General features: G+C 61.0%; 14 protein-coding genes, 1 rRNA gene and 1 pseudogene. 9 read left to right on the plus strand and 7 right to left on the minus strand.

What is annotated here, in order from left to right; genetic code table 11:
• Positions 1-51: 51 nt before the first annotated feature.
• A complete protein-coding gene (gene lysA / locus AB5Y70_RS01125) occupies positions 52-1,302 on the minus strand; it encodes a diaminopimelate decarboxylase (RefSeq protein ID WP_039039806.1) in 1,251 nt (416 codons plus the stop codon).
• 20 nt (positions 1,303-1,322) lie between these two features.
• Positions 1,323-1,523, minus strand: a complete 201-nt coding sequence (locus tag AB5Y70_RS01130) for a lipoprotein (protein ID WP_010672699.1) — start codon at positions 1,521-1,523, stop codon at positions 1,323-1,325.
• Positions 1,524-1,596: 73 nt separating this feature from the next.
• On the opposite strand from AB5Y70_RS01130, the gene cyaY reads away from it, so the two are divergent.
• Positions 1,597-1,911 (plus strand): iron donor protein CyaY, encoded by a 315-nt coding sequence (cyaY, locus tag AB5Y70_RS01135; RefSeq protein WP_010672698.1) that lies wholly within the window; start codon positions 1,597-1,599, stop codon positions 1,909-1,911.
• Complete coding sequence (locus tag AB5Y70_RS01140) at positions 1,908-2,561, plus strand: alpha/beta hydrolase (protein WP_043154055.1); 654 nt, start codon at positions 1,908-1,910, stop codon at positions 2,559-2,561. Before cyaY ends, AB5Y70_RS01140 begins: the two co-directional genes overlap by 4 nt.
• Before the next feature lie 76 nt (positions 2,562-2,637).
• On the opposite strand, the gene AB5Y70_RS01145 is transcribed toward AB5Y70_RS01140, so the two are convergent.
• On the minus strand, positions 2,638-5,157 hold the full coding sequence (locus AB5Y70_RS01145) for a class I adenylate cyclase (protein ID WP_042879398.1): 2,520 nt from the start codon (positions 5,155-5,157) through the stop codon (positions 2,638-2,640).
• A gap of 322 nt (positions 5,158-5,479) precedes the next feature.
• On the opposite strand from AB5Y70_RS01145, the gene hemC reads away from it, so the two are divergent.
• The 6 genes and pseudogenes from hemC to AB5Y70_RS01175 form a co-directional block, all read left to right on the plus strand.
• Positions 5,480-6,409: a hydroxymethylbilane synthase gene (gene hemC / locus AB5Y70_RS01150; protein ID WP_041212362.1), complete on the plus strand. Its 930-nt coding sequence runs from the start codon at positions 5,480-5,482 to the stop codon at positions 6,407-6,409.
• Positions 6,410-6,455: 46 nt separating this feature from the next.
• Complete coding sequence (locus AB5Y70_RS01155; protein ID WP_043154056.1) at positions 6,456-7,190, plus strand: uroporphyrinogen-III synthase; 735 nt, start codon at positions 6,456-6,458, stop codon at positions 7,188-7,190.
• A complete protein-coding gene (locus AB5Y70_RS01160; protein WP_039039811.1) occupies positions 7,187-8,263 on the plus strand; it encodes a uroporphyrinogen-III C-methyltransferase in 1,077 nt (358 codons plus the stop codon). Before AB5Y70_RS01155 ends, AB5Y70_RS01160 begins: the two co-directional genes overlap by 4 nt.
• 10 nt (positions 8,264-8,273) lie before the next feature.
• Complete coding sequence (locus AB5Y70_RS01165; RefSeq protein WP_043154057.1) at positions 8,274-9,437, plus strand: heme biosynthesis HemY N-terminal domain-containing protein; 1,164 nt, start codon at positions 8,274-8,276, stop codon at positions 9,435-9,437.
• Positions 9,438-9,495: 58 nt separating this feature from the next.
• The gene (locus AB5Y70_RS01170; protein ID WP_010672691.1) at positions 9,496-9,630 is read left to right on the plus strand and encodes a hypothetical protein; all 135 of its coding nucleotides are present in this window, start codon (positions 9,496-9,498) and stop codon (positions 9,628-9,630) included.
• A pseudogene (locus AB5Y70_RS01175) lies at positions 9,612-10,006 on the plus strand (DDE-type integrase/transposase/recombinase); the annotation flags it as partial. The gene AB5Y70_RS01170 and the pseudogene AB5Y70_RS01175, both read left to right, overlap by 19 nt.
• A 74-nt stretch (positions 10,007-10,080) precedes the next feature.
• Here AB5Y70_RS01175 and pmbA read toward each other — a convergent pair.
• The gene (gene pmbA, locus AB5Y70_RS01180; RefSeq protein ID WP_043154058.1) at positions 10,081-11,424 is read right to left on the minus strand and encodes a metalloprotease PmbA; all 1,344 of its coding nucleotides are present in this window, start codon (positions 11,422-11,424) and stop codon (positions 10,081-10,083) included.
• Positions 11,425-11,538: 114 nt separating this feature from the next.
• Between pmbA and yjgA the strand changes: the two genes are divergently transcribed.
• The gene (yjgA, locus tag AB5Y70_RS01185) at positions 11,539-12,063 is read left to right on the plus strand and encodes a ribosome biogenesis factor YjgA (RefSeq protein ID WP_010672689.1); all 525 of its coding nucleotides are present in this window, start codon (positions 11,539-11,541) and stop codon (positions 12,061-12,063) included.
• A gap of 86 nt (positions 12,064-12,149) precedes the next feature.
• Here the strand turns inward: yjgA and AB5Y70_RS01190 are convergent, their stop codons facing one another.
• The 3 genes from AB5Y70_RS01190 to rrf all read right to left on the minus strand — a co-directional run.
• Positions 12,150-15,233 carry a transglycosylase domain-containing protein gene (locus AB5Y70_RS01190; RefSeq protein ID WP_043154059.1) on the minus strand — a complete coding sequence of 1,028 codons (3,084 nt, stop codon included), beginning with the start codon at positions 15,231-15,233 and terminating at the stop codon, positions 12,150-12,152.
• Positions 15,234-15,446: 213 nt separating this feature from the next.
• Entirely contained in the window at positions 15,447-15,764 is a 318-nt protein-coding gene (tmaR, locus tag AB5Y70_RS01195) for a PTS system regulator TmaR (RefSeq protein ID WP_010672687.1), read from the minus strand.
• Between the two features lie 373 nt (positions 15,765-16,137).
• Positions 16,138-16,230, minus strand: a 5S ribosomal RNA gene (rrf, locus tag AB5Y70_RS01200); the annotation flags it as partial.

The following is a 16,230-nucleotide window of genomic DNA, read 5'->3' on the forward strand; positions in this document are numbered from 1 at the left end:
GTCTCACCGTTAATCACGCTCTCACATGGAGGAACGCTGAAAATCCATCCATCACGGCAGCAGGTGCTCGCCACGCCAGAGATCCGCCAACTGCTCCCGCTCACGGATGAGGTGCGCCTGGTCACCGTCCACCAGCACCTCGGCCGCACGGGGTCGGGTGTTGTAGTTGGAGGACATGGTAAAGCCGTAGGCGCCAGCGGAACGCACCGCCAGCAGGGAGCCCTCGGCAATCGCCAGGGTACGCTCCTTGCCGAGGAAGTCGCCGGTCTCGCACACCGGGCCCACCACGTCATAGAGTGCCTTCTCGTGGGTCGCCCGGCTGTCCACCTCGATGATGTTCATCCAGGCGCCGTAGAGGGAGGGGCGCAGCAGATCGTTCATGCCGGCGTCGATCAGGGCGAAGTTGCGGGTCTCGCCGGGTTTGAGGAACTCGACCCGGGTCAGCAGTACACCGGCGTTGGCGACGATGGCGCGGCCCGGTTCGAACAAGAGGGTCAGATCCCGGCCCGCCAGCTTCTGCTTGAGCGCCTCGGCATACTCGGTGGGGTGCGGCGGCTGCTCGGCGCCGTAGTTGACCCCCAGACCGCCGCCCACGTCCAGGTGATGGATGTGGATGCCTTCCGCCGCCAGCTCGTCGATGAGCTTGAGCAGCTTGTCCGCCGCCTCCATAAAGGGATTCAATTCAGTGAGTTGCGAGCCGATGTGGCAATCCACCCCCTTGATCTCGATGTGGGCCATGGCCGCTGCCTTGCGGTAGATGGCGGGCGCCTGTTCGATGGGGATGCCGAACTTGTTCTGCTTGAGGCCGGTGGAGATGTAGGGGTGCGTGCCTGCGTCGATGTCCGGGTTGACCCGCACCGAGACCCGCGCCTTCTTGCCCATGCTGCCTGCGACCCGGTTCAGGCGCTCCAGCTCGGCTTCGGACTCCAGGTTGAAGCAGAGGATCTCTTTTTCCAGCGCAAGGCGCATCTCGGCTTCGCTCTTGGCGACGCCGGAGAAGACCACCTTGGCCGGATCACCGCCCGCCGCCAGCACCCGGGACAGCTCGCCGCCGGAGACGATGTCAAAGCCCGAACCGAGGCGTGCCAGTAGATTGAGCAGGGCCAGGTTGGAGTTGGCCTTGACCGCATAGCAGATCAGGTGGGGAATGTCGCCAGCCGCCTGGTCGAAGGCATGCCAGTGGCGTTCCAGGGTGGCACGGGAGTAGACATAGAGCGGAGTGCCGTACTGGTCGGCAAGCTGTTGCAGGGGAAGCTGTTCGGCCTGAAGCTGACCGTCTGCGTCGTAGTTAAAGTGATCCAAGGGGGCGGTTCCTTCCTAGATTATTGCGGCGCGGCCTCTGAGGCCGGTGTAGCGGTCGCAGGCGAGGCGGCTTGCGGTGTACTCTCAGTCTTTGGCTGTGTCTGCTCTGCAGGTGCGGGCTGTTCGGCCGGCGGCATGTAGAGCGGCCCCGTCAGGCCACAGGCGGCCAACCCGAGCGACAGCGACGCGGCAAACAGGCACTTGGTGAACTGGGTAATCATAATGGTTCGCTGCGAAAAAATTTTTGGCCCTCTATAATCGCACTCACATTGTTAAAAGCAACAGGATAAACCGATGAAGGATCACGAGTATCACGCCCTGACCGACGCCTTTTTCCAGTATGTGGAAGACACCATCGACGAGGGGTATCCGGATATCGACTGCGAACGCGCCGGCGGTGTGCTGACCTTGAGCTTCGAGAACAAGACCAAGGTCATCATCAACAAGCAGGAGCCCCTGCACCAGATCTGGGTCGCCACCCGGGAGAACGGCTTCCACTTCGAGCTGCGCGGTGACAGCTGGATCGACAACCGCTTCGGCGACGAGCTCAAGGCACTGCTGACCCGGGCCTGCACCACCCAGGCCGGCGAGCCCGTGGTCTTCTCATGACGGATCTGCATCCCGAAGGTGCCCGCCATGCGGTGATCTGGCTGCACGGGCTGGGGGACTCCGGCGCCGGCCTCGCCCCCCTGGTGGAGGCGCTGGCCCTGCCCGCCGACCTGCCCGTCCGCCATCTGCTGCCGGACGCTCCCGAGCGCCCCATCACCATCAACATGGGCTACCGGATGCGCGGCTGGTACGACATCAAGAGCTTCAAGGATCCGGCGGATCGCGCCGTGGAGTCCCATGTCAGGGAGTCAGCGGCCCGTATCGCCTCCCTGATTGAACAGTTGGTGGCCGAGGGTTTCGCCCCCGAGCGCATCGTGCTGGCCGGCTTCTCCCAGGGGGGCGTCATCGCCTCCTTCACCGCCCTGCGCCATCCGGTGCCACTGGCAGGCCTGCTCTGCATGTCCACCTACCTGGCGGTACCCGATGCCCTGCCCGGCGAGATGAGCGAGGCGGCCCGCGCCCTGCCCATCTGCTACATGCACGGCATCTATGACGACGTGGTGAACCTCTCCATGGGCTGGGATGCCAAGAACCGGCTGGAAGCGGCGGGACTCAGCCCCGAGTGGCACGAATACCCCATGCGCCACGAGATCTGCCGCCCCCAGCTGGGCGACATTCGCAGCTGGTTGCTGGCCCGCCTCAGCGCCTGATTGTCGGATAACGGGTAAGACAACGGCCTGCATCATGCAGGCCGTTTGCCATCTTGCCGGTGCGGCTATCAGCGCATCATCCTACTTCCCGTGCCGCTCCTGGGGTGTCCCGCTGCGGGCTCTGGCTGCGGTAGGGGATCACATCGAGTTTGTCACCCACCTGCACGATTTCGTAGTACTGGGGCAGGTTGAAGTTGCTGAACTGACCCGCATTGCTGAATCGCTCGTGACCCGAGGTGTAGAACCGGTTCACCCCCTGTACCAGTTCGTCCTTGTTGCCGGCGAAGTGCTGGTAGATCTCCACCCGGTTCGCCTCGTCCAGGATATAGATGTTGGTGCCTGCATCCCGGGTATCGAAGAAGAACTGCACCAGCCCTTCGCTGGCGTAGGCGTCGACGATGCCGGGCAGGTGCTGGCTGTGAGTCTTGTCGAGGCGCAGCGGCAGGTGATCCAGCTTGTTGTGGGAGATGTGGCGGTAGAAGTCGATGGCGTTTTCCAGCTTTTTGACCGACACCCCGCGCCGCTCGAAGAAGATGCCGTACTTCTCCTTGCCGAGCGCCAGCGTCTTGACCAGCTGCTGCTTGTCCCGGGCCAGACGCAACTCGATGCATTCAGCCACAAGCTGCTGGAAGCGGGTGCGCACCAGGGAGCGGAAGTGCTGGCTGTAGCAGAACACCTCGATCATCTCGGGGGCCGCGGCGTCCTGGTGCATCTTGCCGAGGATGGTGGTGAGGGCGTCCACCACGGCTTCCTCTCCCTCGAAGTGCAGGGTGCGGATCTCACTCCAGGAGTTGCGATAGACGAGATCCACGGATCCCACCAGACACTCCTGGTTGCGACCGAACGAGAAGACGTCCGCGGCGTTGGCATCGAACTCGATCACCTGCCCCACCCAGTGGCTGGACGGGTCCGTCTCCAGGTTCAGGAAGATGGAGAGCTGGCGGATCTCGCACGGCCGGCTCAGGGCCAGGTTGGTCGCGCGGGGATACTTGACCGGGAAGGTCCCGGAGAGATCGCGACAGAACTGATGCAGGTTGTCGATGTGCAGATCCGAGCCCTGGTTAAACAGGTGTACCCGGGACTGGGGCGTCAGCAGGCCGTTGAAATAGGCCCACGCCACCAGCTTGCTGATGTAGCCGTTATATTCGAGCGGCGCCCGGCCGATGATGTCGGCGGGTTCGAGGGAATGCTTGTAGAGATACCAGCCGGCGCGATTCAGGCGGCCGTGGGGTACCTGTACCAGGCTGAGATCCGGCTCGCCGAGATCCGGCGCAATCTTGAGGTTGATGCGCTGCACCTTGCCCGGCAGGCTCTCGAATGCGGCATAGAGCTTGCGCGACAGGATGCCGATGTCTTCCGGGTTGATGGACTCGCTGATGTTGTTGCGCCGGGCGAACTGGATGAGATTGCGGTAGCTCTGCATCAGAGCCTCCAGCAACTCGGCGTAGGCCACCTTGACGTCCTCGACCTTCCACTCCTGGCGGTGATCAAGGTGGTAAAGGCGCTCCGGACTCCAGCCCCAGTAGGCTACCAGCTGGGCCATCTGCTCCCGGCGCCAGTCCGGGGAGTGATCTTCCTTGGGATGGCTCAGCCCGTCGCACACCTTCAGATAGAAGCAGCGACGCACCAGATCGAGGCGCTGCATGTCGCCGATGGACTTCAGGTAGTTGGTCACCTTGTCCAGCATCAGGCAGTAGTTGTCGAGGCGGTAGTGCATCCCCTCGTTGTGCTGGAACCAGTCGCGACTGGTCACCGACAGCAGCCGGGTGTTGGGATACTCGTGGGAGTAAGCCTCCATCAGCACCGACTTGAGCACCGCCTTGTAGGGGGAGTCGATCCCCTTGTAGAGCTGCCACAGGGCGGAGCCGAAATACTCCTCGGCAGGAATGCGATCAAAGCCCCCCAGATCGAGCCAGTCATCCTGGCTCAACTTGCCGTGGGCAAACAGGCCGTTGACATAGTCGTCGTAGTGATCGTCATATTCGGCCGGCACCAGATACCAGAGCAGCCGCTTGCCGGCGATGTGCATGGCGCTGCGGTAGAACTCGTCGAGCAGCAGCAGGTGCTGAGCGCTGCCGCAGCTCTCCCCCTGCATCTGGGCATCGTTGCGCTGACGGAACTTGTCTTCGGGGATCAGGAAGAAGTTGAGATCGACCCCCCGCTGCTCCGCCCACATGGAGAGGTGCTGGCACTTCTGTTCCAGCAGGGCGAGGCGCTCGCTCGACAGACCGGCCACGTGACAGACCCAGATGTCGAGATCCGAGTGGCAGCACTGACCGATGGAGGAGGTGCTCCCCATGGAGTAGAGGCCCTGGATGGACTTGTCGTGGGTACTGAGACCGCCCTGGCAGTTGGCGTTCTGGCAGAGATCCTGGATGAAGGCCTGCTGGGCCTCGTTGGCGACAAAACTCCAGATACCATGAGGCACATCCCCTGCCACATAACCGGGCAACAGGGGGTGATTGAAGTGCAGCATGACAGGCAGCAAGTGGAAAACCTGCTGCCCGTAGCGACTCATGAGATCCAGCGCTCGTTGCGTCTTGAGACGATTGAGTTCGTCGTAGCGCGCCACCAGCGTGTCGAGTTTAACCAGCAATGCCCTACCTATGGGGAAGAGAAATGACGCACCAAAACGGGGAGACGTCAAAAAAGTGTGATCATGTTAACAATGCAAACAGCAGTGGTAAACAAGCCCGCACACAATCACCGGATTATTTCTGACCCCGTTCGTAACGGTATCATCGGAAAGCAATAAAAATGACTTTTTTCAATGAGTTAAAATCAATTGTTGGCTGAATGAAAATAATTTTCAGCCCCCGTTTTTGAGCTTGGCCCCGCTTTTGCGGGCTGCGCCATGAAAGCCCCTGCAAAGGGTGGTAAGATCGTTTTCCTCTCAAAAGATGAAACAACTGATTGATATGGCAGCCCGAACCCTGAGAATTGCCACTCGAAAGAGCCCACTGGCCCTGTGGCAGGCCAATTTTGTGAAAGATCGGCTGGAGGCACTCCATCCGGATCTGCAGGTCGAACTGGTGCCCATGAGCACCCAGGGTGACAAGATCCTCGACACCCCCCTCGCCAAGGTCGGCGGCAAGGGGTTGTTCGTCAAGGAACTGGAGACTGCCATGCTGGAAGGGCGTGCCGACATCGCTGTCCACTCCATGAAAGACGTACCTGTGGAGTTCCCCGACGGACTCGGCCTGCACACCATCTGTGAGCGCGAAGACCCGCGCGATGCCTTTGTTTCCAACCATTTCAACCAGATAGACGAGCTGCCTCAAGGGGCCGTGGTCGGCACCTCCAGCCTGCGCCGTCAGTGCCAGCTGCGCGCTGCCCGCCCTGATCTCGTGATCCGCGACCTGCGGGGCAACGTCAACACCCGCCTCGCCAAGCTGGATGCCGGTGAATATGACGCCATCATCCTGGCCGCCGCCGGCCTGAAACGGCTGGAGATGGCCCATCGCATCGCCGCCTTCATCGAGCCCGAGCAGAGCCTGCCCGCCAACGGCCAGGGGGCGGTCGGCATCGAATGCCGCCTCGACGATCACGAGCTGCACGCCCTGCTGGCGCCGCTCGAACACCCCGAGACCCGCATCCGGGTGCTGACCGAGCGCGCCATGAACCGCGCCCTGCAAGGGGGCTGTCAGGTGCCTATCGGGGCCTATGCCCTGGTACAGGGAGAAGAGGTATGGCTGCGCGGCCTGGTGGGCAGCCCGGACGGTGCCCGCGTCATTCGCGACGAGATCCGCGGCCCCCTGGCAGAGGGCGAGGCACTGGGCCACACCCTGGCCCAGCGCCTGCTGGCCGCTGGCGCCGACGTCATCCTCGCCGAGGTCTACCGGGCATGAGTGCAGCACAGACCGGTTCGCGGTCATCTGCCCGGAGCGCCGCCTGATGATCCCCCTGGTGGTGCGCCCGGCCGCCCAGGCCAACCAGCTGGTGCAGATGCTGCGCCAGCTGGGTCATGCACCGCTCTGCTGTCCGTTGCTGGAAACCCGACCGGGATGCGACCTCCCTCACCTGGGTGAGATGCTGCGAGAGGCGGACCTCGTTATCGCCGTCAGCATGCATGCCGTTCATTTTGCACATTATTTTCTGTTGCAAACTGGTCAGACCTGGCCACATATTGATTACTTTGCAGTCGGCCAGGCGAGTGCGGATGCCTTTGCCGAGGCGGGCATCCAGGCCCTGTGCCCGGCCGATCCCCGCAGCGAAGGGCTGCTGGCCCTGCCGGCACTGCAAGGGGTGAGTGGCCGCCGGGTGCTGATCCTGCGCGGCAACGACGGGCGGGATCTCATCGCCCGGACGCTGGCCTCACGGGGCGCACTGGTGCACTATTGTGCCACCTACGAGCGCCACTACCCCGATCTTGACGGGGACGCATTGATCCGCCACTGGCAGGCAGCCGGGCTCGACAGCCTGCTCATTACCAGTGGCGAACTGTTGCAGCGGTTGCTGGCCCTGGTGCCCGGCCCGCAGCACCCCTGGCTTTATGACCGCCTGCTGGTGGTGCCCAGTCCCCGGGTGGCCGAGATGGCAGAAGGGGCTGGTTTTACCCGTATCGTGATTGCCCAAGGTGCATCCAACCAGGCTCTGGTGGCCGCCCTGGAACTGAGGAAGATGGAATGACTGAACAGCAAGAAGTCCAGCCGAGTGCCGCGGCCACCGTGGCCGACAACAACAAGCCCGCGCCCGGAACGACTGGGAGCAAGAAGGGCAGCTCTGGCACCGTGCTTGGCGGCATCGCCATCCTGCTGGCCCTGGGGCTGGCCGGTGGTCTCTATGTGCACGGACACCAGAACGCCGTTGCCCAGCAGGCCGAACTGGTAGCCCTCAAGCAGCAACTGGCCGACGCCATGACCAGGATTGATCAGGGCAGCAGCAAGGATGCCGAACAGATCGGTGCCCTCGGCAAGAGCCAGCAGCAGTTGCAGGAGGCGCTGGACGCCTTGCAGACCAAGGTGCTGGATCTGGACGACAAGCGCCCCAATGACTGGATGCTGGCCGAATCCGAATACCTGGTGCGCATGGCGGGCCGCAAGCTGTGGCTCGAACACGACATCGTCTCCGCCATCACATTGCTCGGCAACGCCGACGAGCGCATCAAGGCGCTCAACGACCCCAGCCTGATGCCCATTCGCAAGGCGCTGGCGGAAGACATCGCCAAGCTCAAGGGGATGCCGCGGGTCGATCGCGAAGGGTTGACCCTGAAGCTGGCCGCCCTCTCGGACCAGATCGAGCTGCTGCCCCTCTCCACCGTCAGCATGCCGGAAGCCAAGAGCGAGCCCGACCAGACCGTCAGCACCAACCCGGACGAGTGGCAGAGCAACCTGAAGAAGAACTGGGTCAAGTTCACCGAAAACTTCATCACCATCCGTCGTCGCGATGGCGCCGTGGAAGCCCTGCTCTCCCCGCAGCAGGAGATCTTCCTGCGGGAGAACCTCAAGACCAAGCTGCTGCAGGCCCAGCTCGCCGTCTATCGCGAACAGCAGTCCCTCTATGTCGACAGCCTGGAGAAGGCCCAGCGCTGGCTGACCCAGTATTTCGATGCCGACAACAGCGCCACCCAGTACATGCAGTCCGAGCTCGACAAGCTCAAAGGCGAGCAGATCCAGTTTGACTACCCGGATCAGTTCAAGACCCAGACCATGCTGGAACAGGTGCTGACCGAACGCCTGCAACGCATCCTGGCCGGTAACTGAGGAGGAGACCATGATTCGTCTGATCGTCATAGTCGCCGTGATGGTGGCGGGCCTCATCTTCGGTCCCGAAGCCTCCGGCAACAAGGGTTATGTGCTCATCTCGCTGGGCAACTACACGGTGGAATCCTCGGTCACCAGCGCGGTGATCCTGGCGGTGCTGTTCTACGGCGCCCTGCTCATCGTGGAATGGGTGCTGGCCCGCCTGTTCGGCCTGCGCCGCAAGACCCAGGGCTGGTTCGGCTCCCGCCGCCGCCGCAAGGCCAACCTGCAAACCGTCAATGCCACCCTGGCCATGGCAGAGGGGCACTACAACCAGGCCGAGAAGCTCCTCATCAAGGGCGCCGACAACAGCGACACCCCGCTACTCAACTACCTGAGCGCCGCCCGGGTGGCCCAGGCCCGGGGCGATGACGTGCGCCGGGATCACTACCTGCAGAAAGCTCAGGAAGAGAACCCCAAGGCAGAGCTGGCACTGACCCTGATCCAGACCCAGTTGCAGATTGAGCAGGGCCAGTACGACAGCGCCCTCGGTCGCCTCGAGTCCATCTATGCCCTCAACCCGCGCCACCCCATGGTGCTGGATCAGCTGCGTCAGGTGTATCTGGCCCGTGAAGACTGGGCGGCCCTCATCGATCTCACCCCTGCCCTGCGCAAGGTGGGCAAGCTGACCGCCCAGCAGGAAGAGACCCTGCTGCACCAGGCGTGGTGCGGTCGTCTGGAGGCCGCCAGCGGCTCCCTCGACACCCTGCGCACGGTCTGGCAGGGACTGCCCCGCAAACAGCGCCAGGATCCCGTGTTGCTGGCCAGTTACGGGGATCGCCTGCGCCGATTGGGGGCCGATGCCGAAGCCGCCGATCTCTGGCTGGAGGCCCTGCGCAAGGATCCCTCCCCCGAGCTGTTCGCCCGCCTGCCCAAGCTCAAACTGGACGACTACCAGCCCATGCTGACCCTGCTCAGAAAGATCCAGGATCAGCCTGGCGCCGAAGCCGCGCTGGCCCGGGTCTGCCTGCTGGCCGGCCAACTGGACGACGCCCAGCGCCTGCTGGAGCAGGAAGTGGCGAAGGCGCCGGATGCCGCCCTCTACCACGCCCTCGGCCAGGTGATGGACAAGCGCCGGCTGACCAACAAGGCCAACGAGTACTACCGCCAGGCATTGCAGCTGGCCGACGTCTGATCGGCGCATCTGCCTGAATATGGTTTGCATCTTCTCCTCCGAATAGATGGAGATCTCGATGGGACAGGGCGTAAACGAACACAACACAATTACTCTGATTTTTAAACTGGCCCTGGTCGAGCAGATTGAAGAAGGCAAGCTCACCTATAAACAGACGCAGACGCGTTATGACACTCAGGGCCGCTCTACCTGAGCTAGGTGACGGACACCTGCTCACGCAAAATAGTGGCAACTAAGAGATGAATGCCGAGTCGATGGTGATCGAGAAAACACTGAAGCAACAACGTGACCACGGAGAGCTTATTCATCATTCGGACCACCAGGTGCAGTATTGTTCGGGGTTGTATCAGTCATTGCATAAACAACACGGGGTCAAATGCTTGATGACAGATACTCATAACTGTCACCAAAATGCACTGAGATCTTGAAAAGAGAGTCACTGCTGCAAAGCCTGCAGAGGCTGGCGCAGGCGGGGAAAAGTGCGAAAGGCAGTGGATACTTATAACCTGGAGCAACCGCATCAGGCATTGAAATACAGAACCCCTGATGTGACGCATCGGGGGTTCTGAGTGCTAAAAGCTAGCTGAAAATGTGTAGACCTATCTCAGGACTAGACACCATATTCCAGATCGGACGGAGGGGATCAGTGCCCCGCCAGTTTCATCTGCTCGACCAGTACGGAGCCGGTCTTGAGGCTGGAACGCTCATCCTCATCACTGCCCACCGCCACGATATGGCTGAACATGTCGGCTAGATTGCCTGCAATGGTGATCTCCTCCACAGGATAGAGGATCTCGCCATTTTCAACCCAGAAACCGGCTGCGCCGCGGGAGTAATCACCATTGACGATGTTGACCCCCTGCCCCATCAGCTCGGTCACCAGCAGCCCGGTACCCATCTCTTTGAGCATGCCCTGGAAGTCCTGGCCGGTATTGGAAACCTGCCAGTTATGGATACCCCCGGCATGGCCCGTGGTGGTCAGGCCCAGTTTGCGGGCGGAGTAGGAGGTGAGCAGCCAGCTCATCAGCTCGCCGTTGCGGATGATGTCCATGTCGCGGGTGCGAACCCCTTCCCCGTCGAACGGGGTGCTGGCAAGTCCTCCCGGCAAGTGGGGGAACTCCTGGATGGTGAGCCACTCGGGCAGGATCTGCTTGCCCAGTTTGTCCAGCAGGAAGCTCGACTTGCGATAGAGGTTCCCCCCACTGATGGCCATCACCAGATGGCCCCACAGACCGGCAGCGGTATCGGGGTGGAACAGCACAGGGGCATGGCGGGTGCTGATCTTGCGAGCCCCCAGGCGGGAAACAGTGCGCTCCACCGCCTCGTCAGCGATGCGCTGGGGACTCCACAGCCCGTTCAGGGAGCGGCTGGAGGAGTAACCGTAGTCGCGCTGCATGTCGCCATCCTGCTCGCCGATCAGTACGCAGCTCAGGGAGTTGCGCGATGCAGCATAGCCTTTTACGAAGCCGTGGCTGTTGCCATAGACCTTGACGCCCAGGTGGCTGGAGAAACTGGCTCCGTCAGAGTGCTTGATGCGGGCATCCCGCCCCAGGGCCAGCCGCTCGCACTCGATGGCCAGCGCGATGCCACGCTGGGGATCCAGCTCGATTTGGTGGCACAGTTGCAGGTCCGGGGCATCCCAGGCCAGCAGATCCGCATCCGCAAGACCGGCGCAGTCATCGGGAGAGGTGTGGCGGGCGATCTCCATGGCCGCTTCCACGGCGGCGCGAATGGCCGGCTTGGTCAGATCCGTGGTGGAGGAGGACCCCTTGCAACCGTCGCGATAGACGGCGATGCCGAGTGCGCCATCCTTGTTGAATTCGATGCTTTCCAGCTCGCAGCCCCGGGTGTTCACCGAGAGGCCGGTCTGTTTGCTGATGGAGACTTCGGCAAGCCCGGCGCCCAGCCCTTTCGCTATCTCAAGGGCCTCGGCGACCACGGCCTCGAGATGGGATTGATCCTGGCGGATTTGATCTTGCTGGTCCATAACTCACATCTGTATGAAGGGAAGGAAAGGGGCTAAGCATATCAGACCCCTGCGCCCAGCGGGAGAAGCTGGTAACATATCCGCCAAACGTGAATGACAGGAATACAGAGACCGATGAGTCAATATCAAGACGACAACGAGTGGGAAGACTGGGGCCCCAGCAAGAGCCAGCTCAAGCGTGATGCCGAGGCATTGCAGAAGATGGGGGAAGAGATCGTCTCCCTGAGTCACAGCGAGCTGGAGAAGATCCCCCTGGATGAAGAGCTTGCCGAAGCGGTCGAGCTGGGCCGCAAGCTCAAGCCGAAGAAGGATGAGTCCTTCCGCCGCCATCTCCAGTTCATCGGCCGTCTGATGCGTAGCCGCGATGTCGCCCCCATCGAAGAGGCCCTCTCCATCATCAAGATGCGTCACTCCACCGTGAACGCCCGCCTGCACCGCCTCGAACAGTGGCGTGAGCGGCTGATCACCGAAGGCGACAGCGCCCTCAACGAGCTGATGTCCCAGTTCCACGAGCTGGATCGCCAGAAGCTGCGTCAGCTGATCCGCACCGCCAACAAGGAGCGGGAGCTGAACAAGCCGCCGGTAGCCTATCGCGAGATGTACCAGTACCTGCGCGGTGAAATTGAAGATCTGTTGTAAGTGATGACTCACGTCCACCTCATGGCGGCGTGCAGTACACAATCAAACGGGGCCGAAATGGCCCCGTTTTTTCATGCGATGTCCGCTCAGCTGCCCGCCATGCACTGGGTGTGAGTAGCGGGTTGCAGATAGGGGACCAGCAGGGGGGCCATCCCCTTGAGCACCTGTACAGGCAGCGCCGACGTGAAGCGGAACTTGTCGGACTGGCTGCCGGGTACATAGGCCGTCAGCGTGCCGAAGTGATCATCCCCGATGTAGAAGACGAACGTCGCAGTTCGGTTGCGAGCCAGTGAACTGGTCACATTGCCGTAGCGACCGACCGTCTCGATCCGGTTGTCCCCGGTCCCCGTCTTGCCCCCCAGGGCCAGGACAGTACCATCCTGCAAGGCGAAGGCCCCGGCGATGCGCCGCGCCGTCCCCCCTTCCACCACCTTGGAGAGTGCATTGCGCAAGGCGTTGGCCACCTCGGCAGGCATCACCCGTTCCCCCTGGGTGTTCGCCGGCTCAAAGACGGTGGCGAAGGGGGTCCCCTTGGCAAAGGAGAGGTGCTCGATGCGCAGGGTCGGCGCACGAATGCCGCCGTTCTGGATGATCCCCATCAGCTCGGCCAACGCAGCAGGACGATCGCCCGAGCTGCCCAGTGCGGTCGCCAGGGACGGAACCAGGTGATCGAACGGGTAGCCCAGGCGAGCCCAGCGCTGATGGATGTCGAGGAAGGCCTCAACCTCCAGCATGGTGCGGATCCGACTATCCCGGGCACTGCGATGACGGGTCTTGAACAGCCAGCTGTAGACCTCCTGACGCTCGTCACGGCTGGCGGTTACCGCATCGGTAAAGGTGGCCTTGTCAAACTCCTTGAGATAGGCAAGCAACCACAGCTCAAGTGGATGCACCCGTGCGATATAACCTTGATCCGGCAGAGAATATTTGCCAGGGCCGTAATTGGTATAGAGCTGCTCTATGCGCTTCTCGGTCAATTTCTCCCGCGGCAGGCGCTTGGCCAGGAAAGCGGCAAAGTCGGCCTGGGAGGCTTCCGGCATCAGATAGCGATGCACGGCGGCGAGACGCACCGCGCTGGGTTTGAGACCATCGAGGAAGGTATCGAGCTGCTCTTCTGCACTCTTGCCACGATATTTGCGCCAGAACCTCAGCAGATAGGTCTGGCCCTCCTTGTCGGCAAACTTGGCTAGGTACTCGGTACGGCGAGGATCCCTGTCATCTTTCAGCAACTGAGCACGATTGCCCTCCTTGTAGAGGCTGTAGCGGACGATGTCCCGCATCAGGCGCACGAAGGGGAGGTTGATGGATTCCCGCAGTGCATCGCGAATGGGCGGGATGCGGCCGTTGTCCTCCTTGCGGAAGTTGTTGAAGGTGTGCATGCCACCGCCGGTAAAGAAGCCTTCATAGGGGCTCGCGGAATACTTGCGGTCCAGCGCGGCCTCCAGCATCACCGGCAGGCTTCTGTCCTTGGCACTCATCAGATAGGCGATGGCCCAGCGGCTGATGTTGTCCTGATCGGACACTTCGATCTTTCGCAGGCTCTCCACCGGCATGTTGCCGTAGCTGTCATGCAACTCGGTGACAATCTCGAGATAGGTGGTCAGCACCCGCAACTTGGCGGTGGACCCCAGTTCAAGCTTGCTGCCTTCGTTGATGTCGAACGGCTGGTCCGTGTTGTCGGTCTGCACTCTGACCTTGACCCCTTCCGGCGTCTTCTCGAACAGGGTAAAGCTGTACTTCACATCCCCCGTCTTCTCCGGCGAGAGCAGTCGCTCACCAAACAGGCCCACCTGGGCTGCGAATGCAGGGTCTGCCAGTTGCTGCAGATACCGTGACACCTCGTTCTGCAGCGGCATATTGAGGGTGGTGTTGGCCGTCAGATCCATGCGGTCCAGATCATAAAGCTGCACTCCGAGCTGACGACTGAGACGAGTGCGAGCCACCTGCAGCCCCTTGTTGTTGTTGACTCGAGTGATGGCAGGTGCCTGCAGGAAATCGCGGAAGACCAGCTTGGCCTTGAGAGCCGACTCCATCAGGGGGGGCGTGATCATTCCCTCCTGCACGAAGAGTCGCAGATAGCTGTCTGTCAGGGTAGACAGTGCTTCTCTACCCTGCGCTAGGTAATAGGAAGGACGGCGGTGGGCGATCATCAGGGAGACAACCTGGCGCAAGGCAAGGCCCTGCTCGGCCAGGGTAGAATCCTGGTTGCGAGCGGGATCCAGCAGTCGATTCACCTCATCGACATTGGCGCCAAACCAGACCCAGAGGCCATCACCGAGACCGTGCACCTCGCCATAACCGGGCGCCGCAGAGAGCGGGACCGAGTTGAGGTAGGCCCAGGCAACCAGCTTGCGGGCCTCCAGGGTCTCGGGCCCCAGCCGATAGGCACGAACGCTGGCCGAGACCATCTGGCGGATCTTCTCGGTCGGCGAAACGGTCAGTCCATCGGGAGAATGACGATACTTCTCCACCTGGGTCGCCAGGGTGCTGCCGCCTGCGGATTGATCCTGCATATCCAGCGCCTTGCCCACCTGAGACAGCGCCGCCTTGGCAAAGCGCGGCCAGTCTACGGCCGGGTTGGCCAGCGGTTCCTTGTTGCTCAGGAGTTCACGGTTCTCGATAAACAGCAGAGACTGGATGACCAGGGGCGGTATGGCATTGAAATCCGGATAGTAATGAGTCGGATACTTGTACTGGTAGAAAGGCTCGGCACGGCAGTCATAGAGTGTCAATCCTGCCTGGACCTTCTCGGTATAAGGCACGAAGAAACCGTGGCTGGCGTAGTTGTAGAGCGCATCGGAAAAACGGACCTGTTCGCTCACCTGGTAGCCACGCTGAACGAGACGTTCCTGGATCATAGGCATCAGCACATAACCGAGTCGCTTGTCGAACGGGCCGTCGTCGGGAAAGGCAATTTGCTTGCTGGGGCCGGGTTCGATCTGATAGGTCAGGGTGGCCGCATAGCGTGAGATCTCCTGTGACTGCAGCCGGGAGGTCTTCATTTCATAACCCACCAGGGCGACCACGGCAGCCAGGCAAAGCAAGAAGATAAAACAGAACAACCAGCGCCACCAGGGTCGGCGTTTACGCTGCTGTTGCCCGTCCGTATTAGGTACGGATGAATCCTGAGATGCCACTTTATTTGAATCCGTCTGTTTTGATGCGCCCATATCAGCCCCACCATGGTTGCGCAATTTATTGTCTTTCAATCAAGCTTAGTCGTTTCAAGTCAAGGGCTTGAAATCTATTGACCGCTTTGCAGCGATGTTAACAGGGCGATTGTGAAAATGGGAGCCGATTGTTGCAACGCGGCAAGAGATCCGAGCTGCGGCATGAAAATGAAACACCGGCCAGAGGCCGGTGTTGACGAGAGCGGGGCGGTATTATTTGCTGGTGCTCATACTCTTCAGCTTGGTACTCAGCTCCTTGCGCTCCTTGGAAAGCTCGGCATTTTTAATGATATGGTCATCTACGCGCTCTTCATAATCGGTACGCATGTTGGCGATGATGGCCTGAACCTCGTCAATGCTCATACCGGGCTTGATATAGTCACTCAGGTTGTCGAGCAACAGTACCCGCTTCTGGTTGTCACGGATCTTTTTCTCGTTGTCCGCGATTTCACGCTTGAGCTTGTTCTGACGACGGGACATACGCACATATTCCAGCACATCGTTGAAGGTTGACTTGTTTACTTGTTCCATATAGGTACCACTGAGTGAAGGTGAATAAAAACAGGCGGAGAGTCCCATACCAGAAAAAGAAACCGAAACCATGGCACGGGCAAACCCGGAATGCCCCTTACTCTACCGAGTTATGATTCAGATACAACCCCAATCGCAGCGCGGGCGGCGGGTTTAGACAGAACGGATCCGACTGGGTTATTACGCGAAAAATGATGAAAACGGAGAGAGCCAACATGTGGGTTCAATGCGGACAGAGCAGCCGCAACTTTTTCCGGTACAGGCAACAAGTGAACGACGAACAGCACCATAGTGCCCGTTTGCCCTCCAGTGAGTGCTGAATTTCAGGCAATAAAAAACCCCGCTCGAGTGAGCGGGGTTTCTTGTATTGAGTGCCTGGCAGTGTCCTACTCTCGCATGGCGAATGCCACACTACCATCGGCGCTACAGCGTTTCACTTCTGAGTTCGGCATGGGGTCAGGTGGTT

Origin of the sequence: Aeromonas sp. s1(2024), from assembly GCF_040908005.1 — a bacterium.
Classification (GTDB): domain Bacteria; phylum Pseudomonadota; class Gammaproteobacteria; order Enterobacterales; family Aeromonadaceae; genus Aeromonas; species Aeromonas caviae.

Excerpts from the sequence above, each read along its gene's own strand:
- AB5Y70_RS01130 (WP_010672699.1), bottom strand. The coding sequence starts at position 1,523 with ATGATTACCCAGTTCACCAAGTGCCTGTTTGCCGCGTCGCTGTCGCTC.
- cyaY (WP_010672698.1), top strand. The coding sequence starts at position 1,597 with ATGAAGGATCACGAGTATCACGCCCTGACCGACGCCTTTTTCCAGTAT.
- AB5Y70_RS01140 (WP_043154055.1), top strand. The coding sequence starts at position 1,908 with ATGACGGATCTGCATCCCGAAGGTGCCCGCCATGCGGTGATCTGGCTG.
- hemC (WP_041212362.1), top strand. The coding sequence starts at position 5,480 with ATGGCAGCCCGAACCCTGAGAATTGCCACTCGAAAGAGCCCACTGGCC.
- AB5Y70_RS01155 (WP_043154056.1), top strand. The coding sequence starts at position 6,456 with ATGATCCCCCTGGTGGTGCGCCCGGCCGCCCAGGCCAACCAGCTGGTG.
- AB5Y70_RS01160 (WP_039039811.1), top strand. The coding sequence starts at position 7,187 with ATGACTGAACAGCAAGAAGTCCAGCCGAGTGCCGCGGCCACCGTGGCC.
- AB5Y70_RS01165 (WP_043154057.1), top strand. The coding sequence starts at position 8,274 with ATGATTCGTCTGATCGTCATAGTCGCCGTGATGGTGGCGGGCCTCATC.
- AB5Y70_RS01170 (WP_010672691.1), top strand. The coding sequence starts at position 9,496 with ATGGGACAGGGCGTAAACGAACACAACACAATTACTCTGATTTTTAAA.
- pmbA (WP_043154058.1), bottom strand. The coding sequence starts at position 11,424 with ATGGACCAGCAAGATCAAATCCGCCAGGATCAATCCCATCTCGAGGCC.
- yjgA (WP_010672689.1), top strand. The coding sequence starts at position 11,539 with ATGAGTCAATATCAAGACGACAACGAGTGGGAAGACTGGGGCCCCAGC.
- AB5Y70_RS01190 (WP_043154059.1), bottom strand. The coding sequence starts at position 15,233 with ATGGGCGCATCAAAACAGACGGATTCAAATAAAGTGGCATCTCAGGAT.
- tmaR (WP_010672687.1), bottom strand. The coding sequence starts at position 15,764 with ATGGAACAAGTAAACAAGTCAACCTTCAACGATGTGCTGGAATATGTG.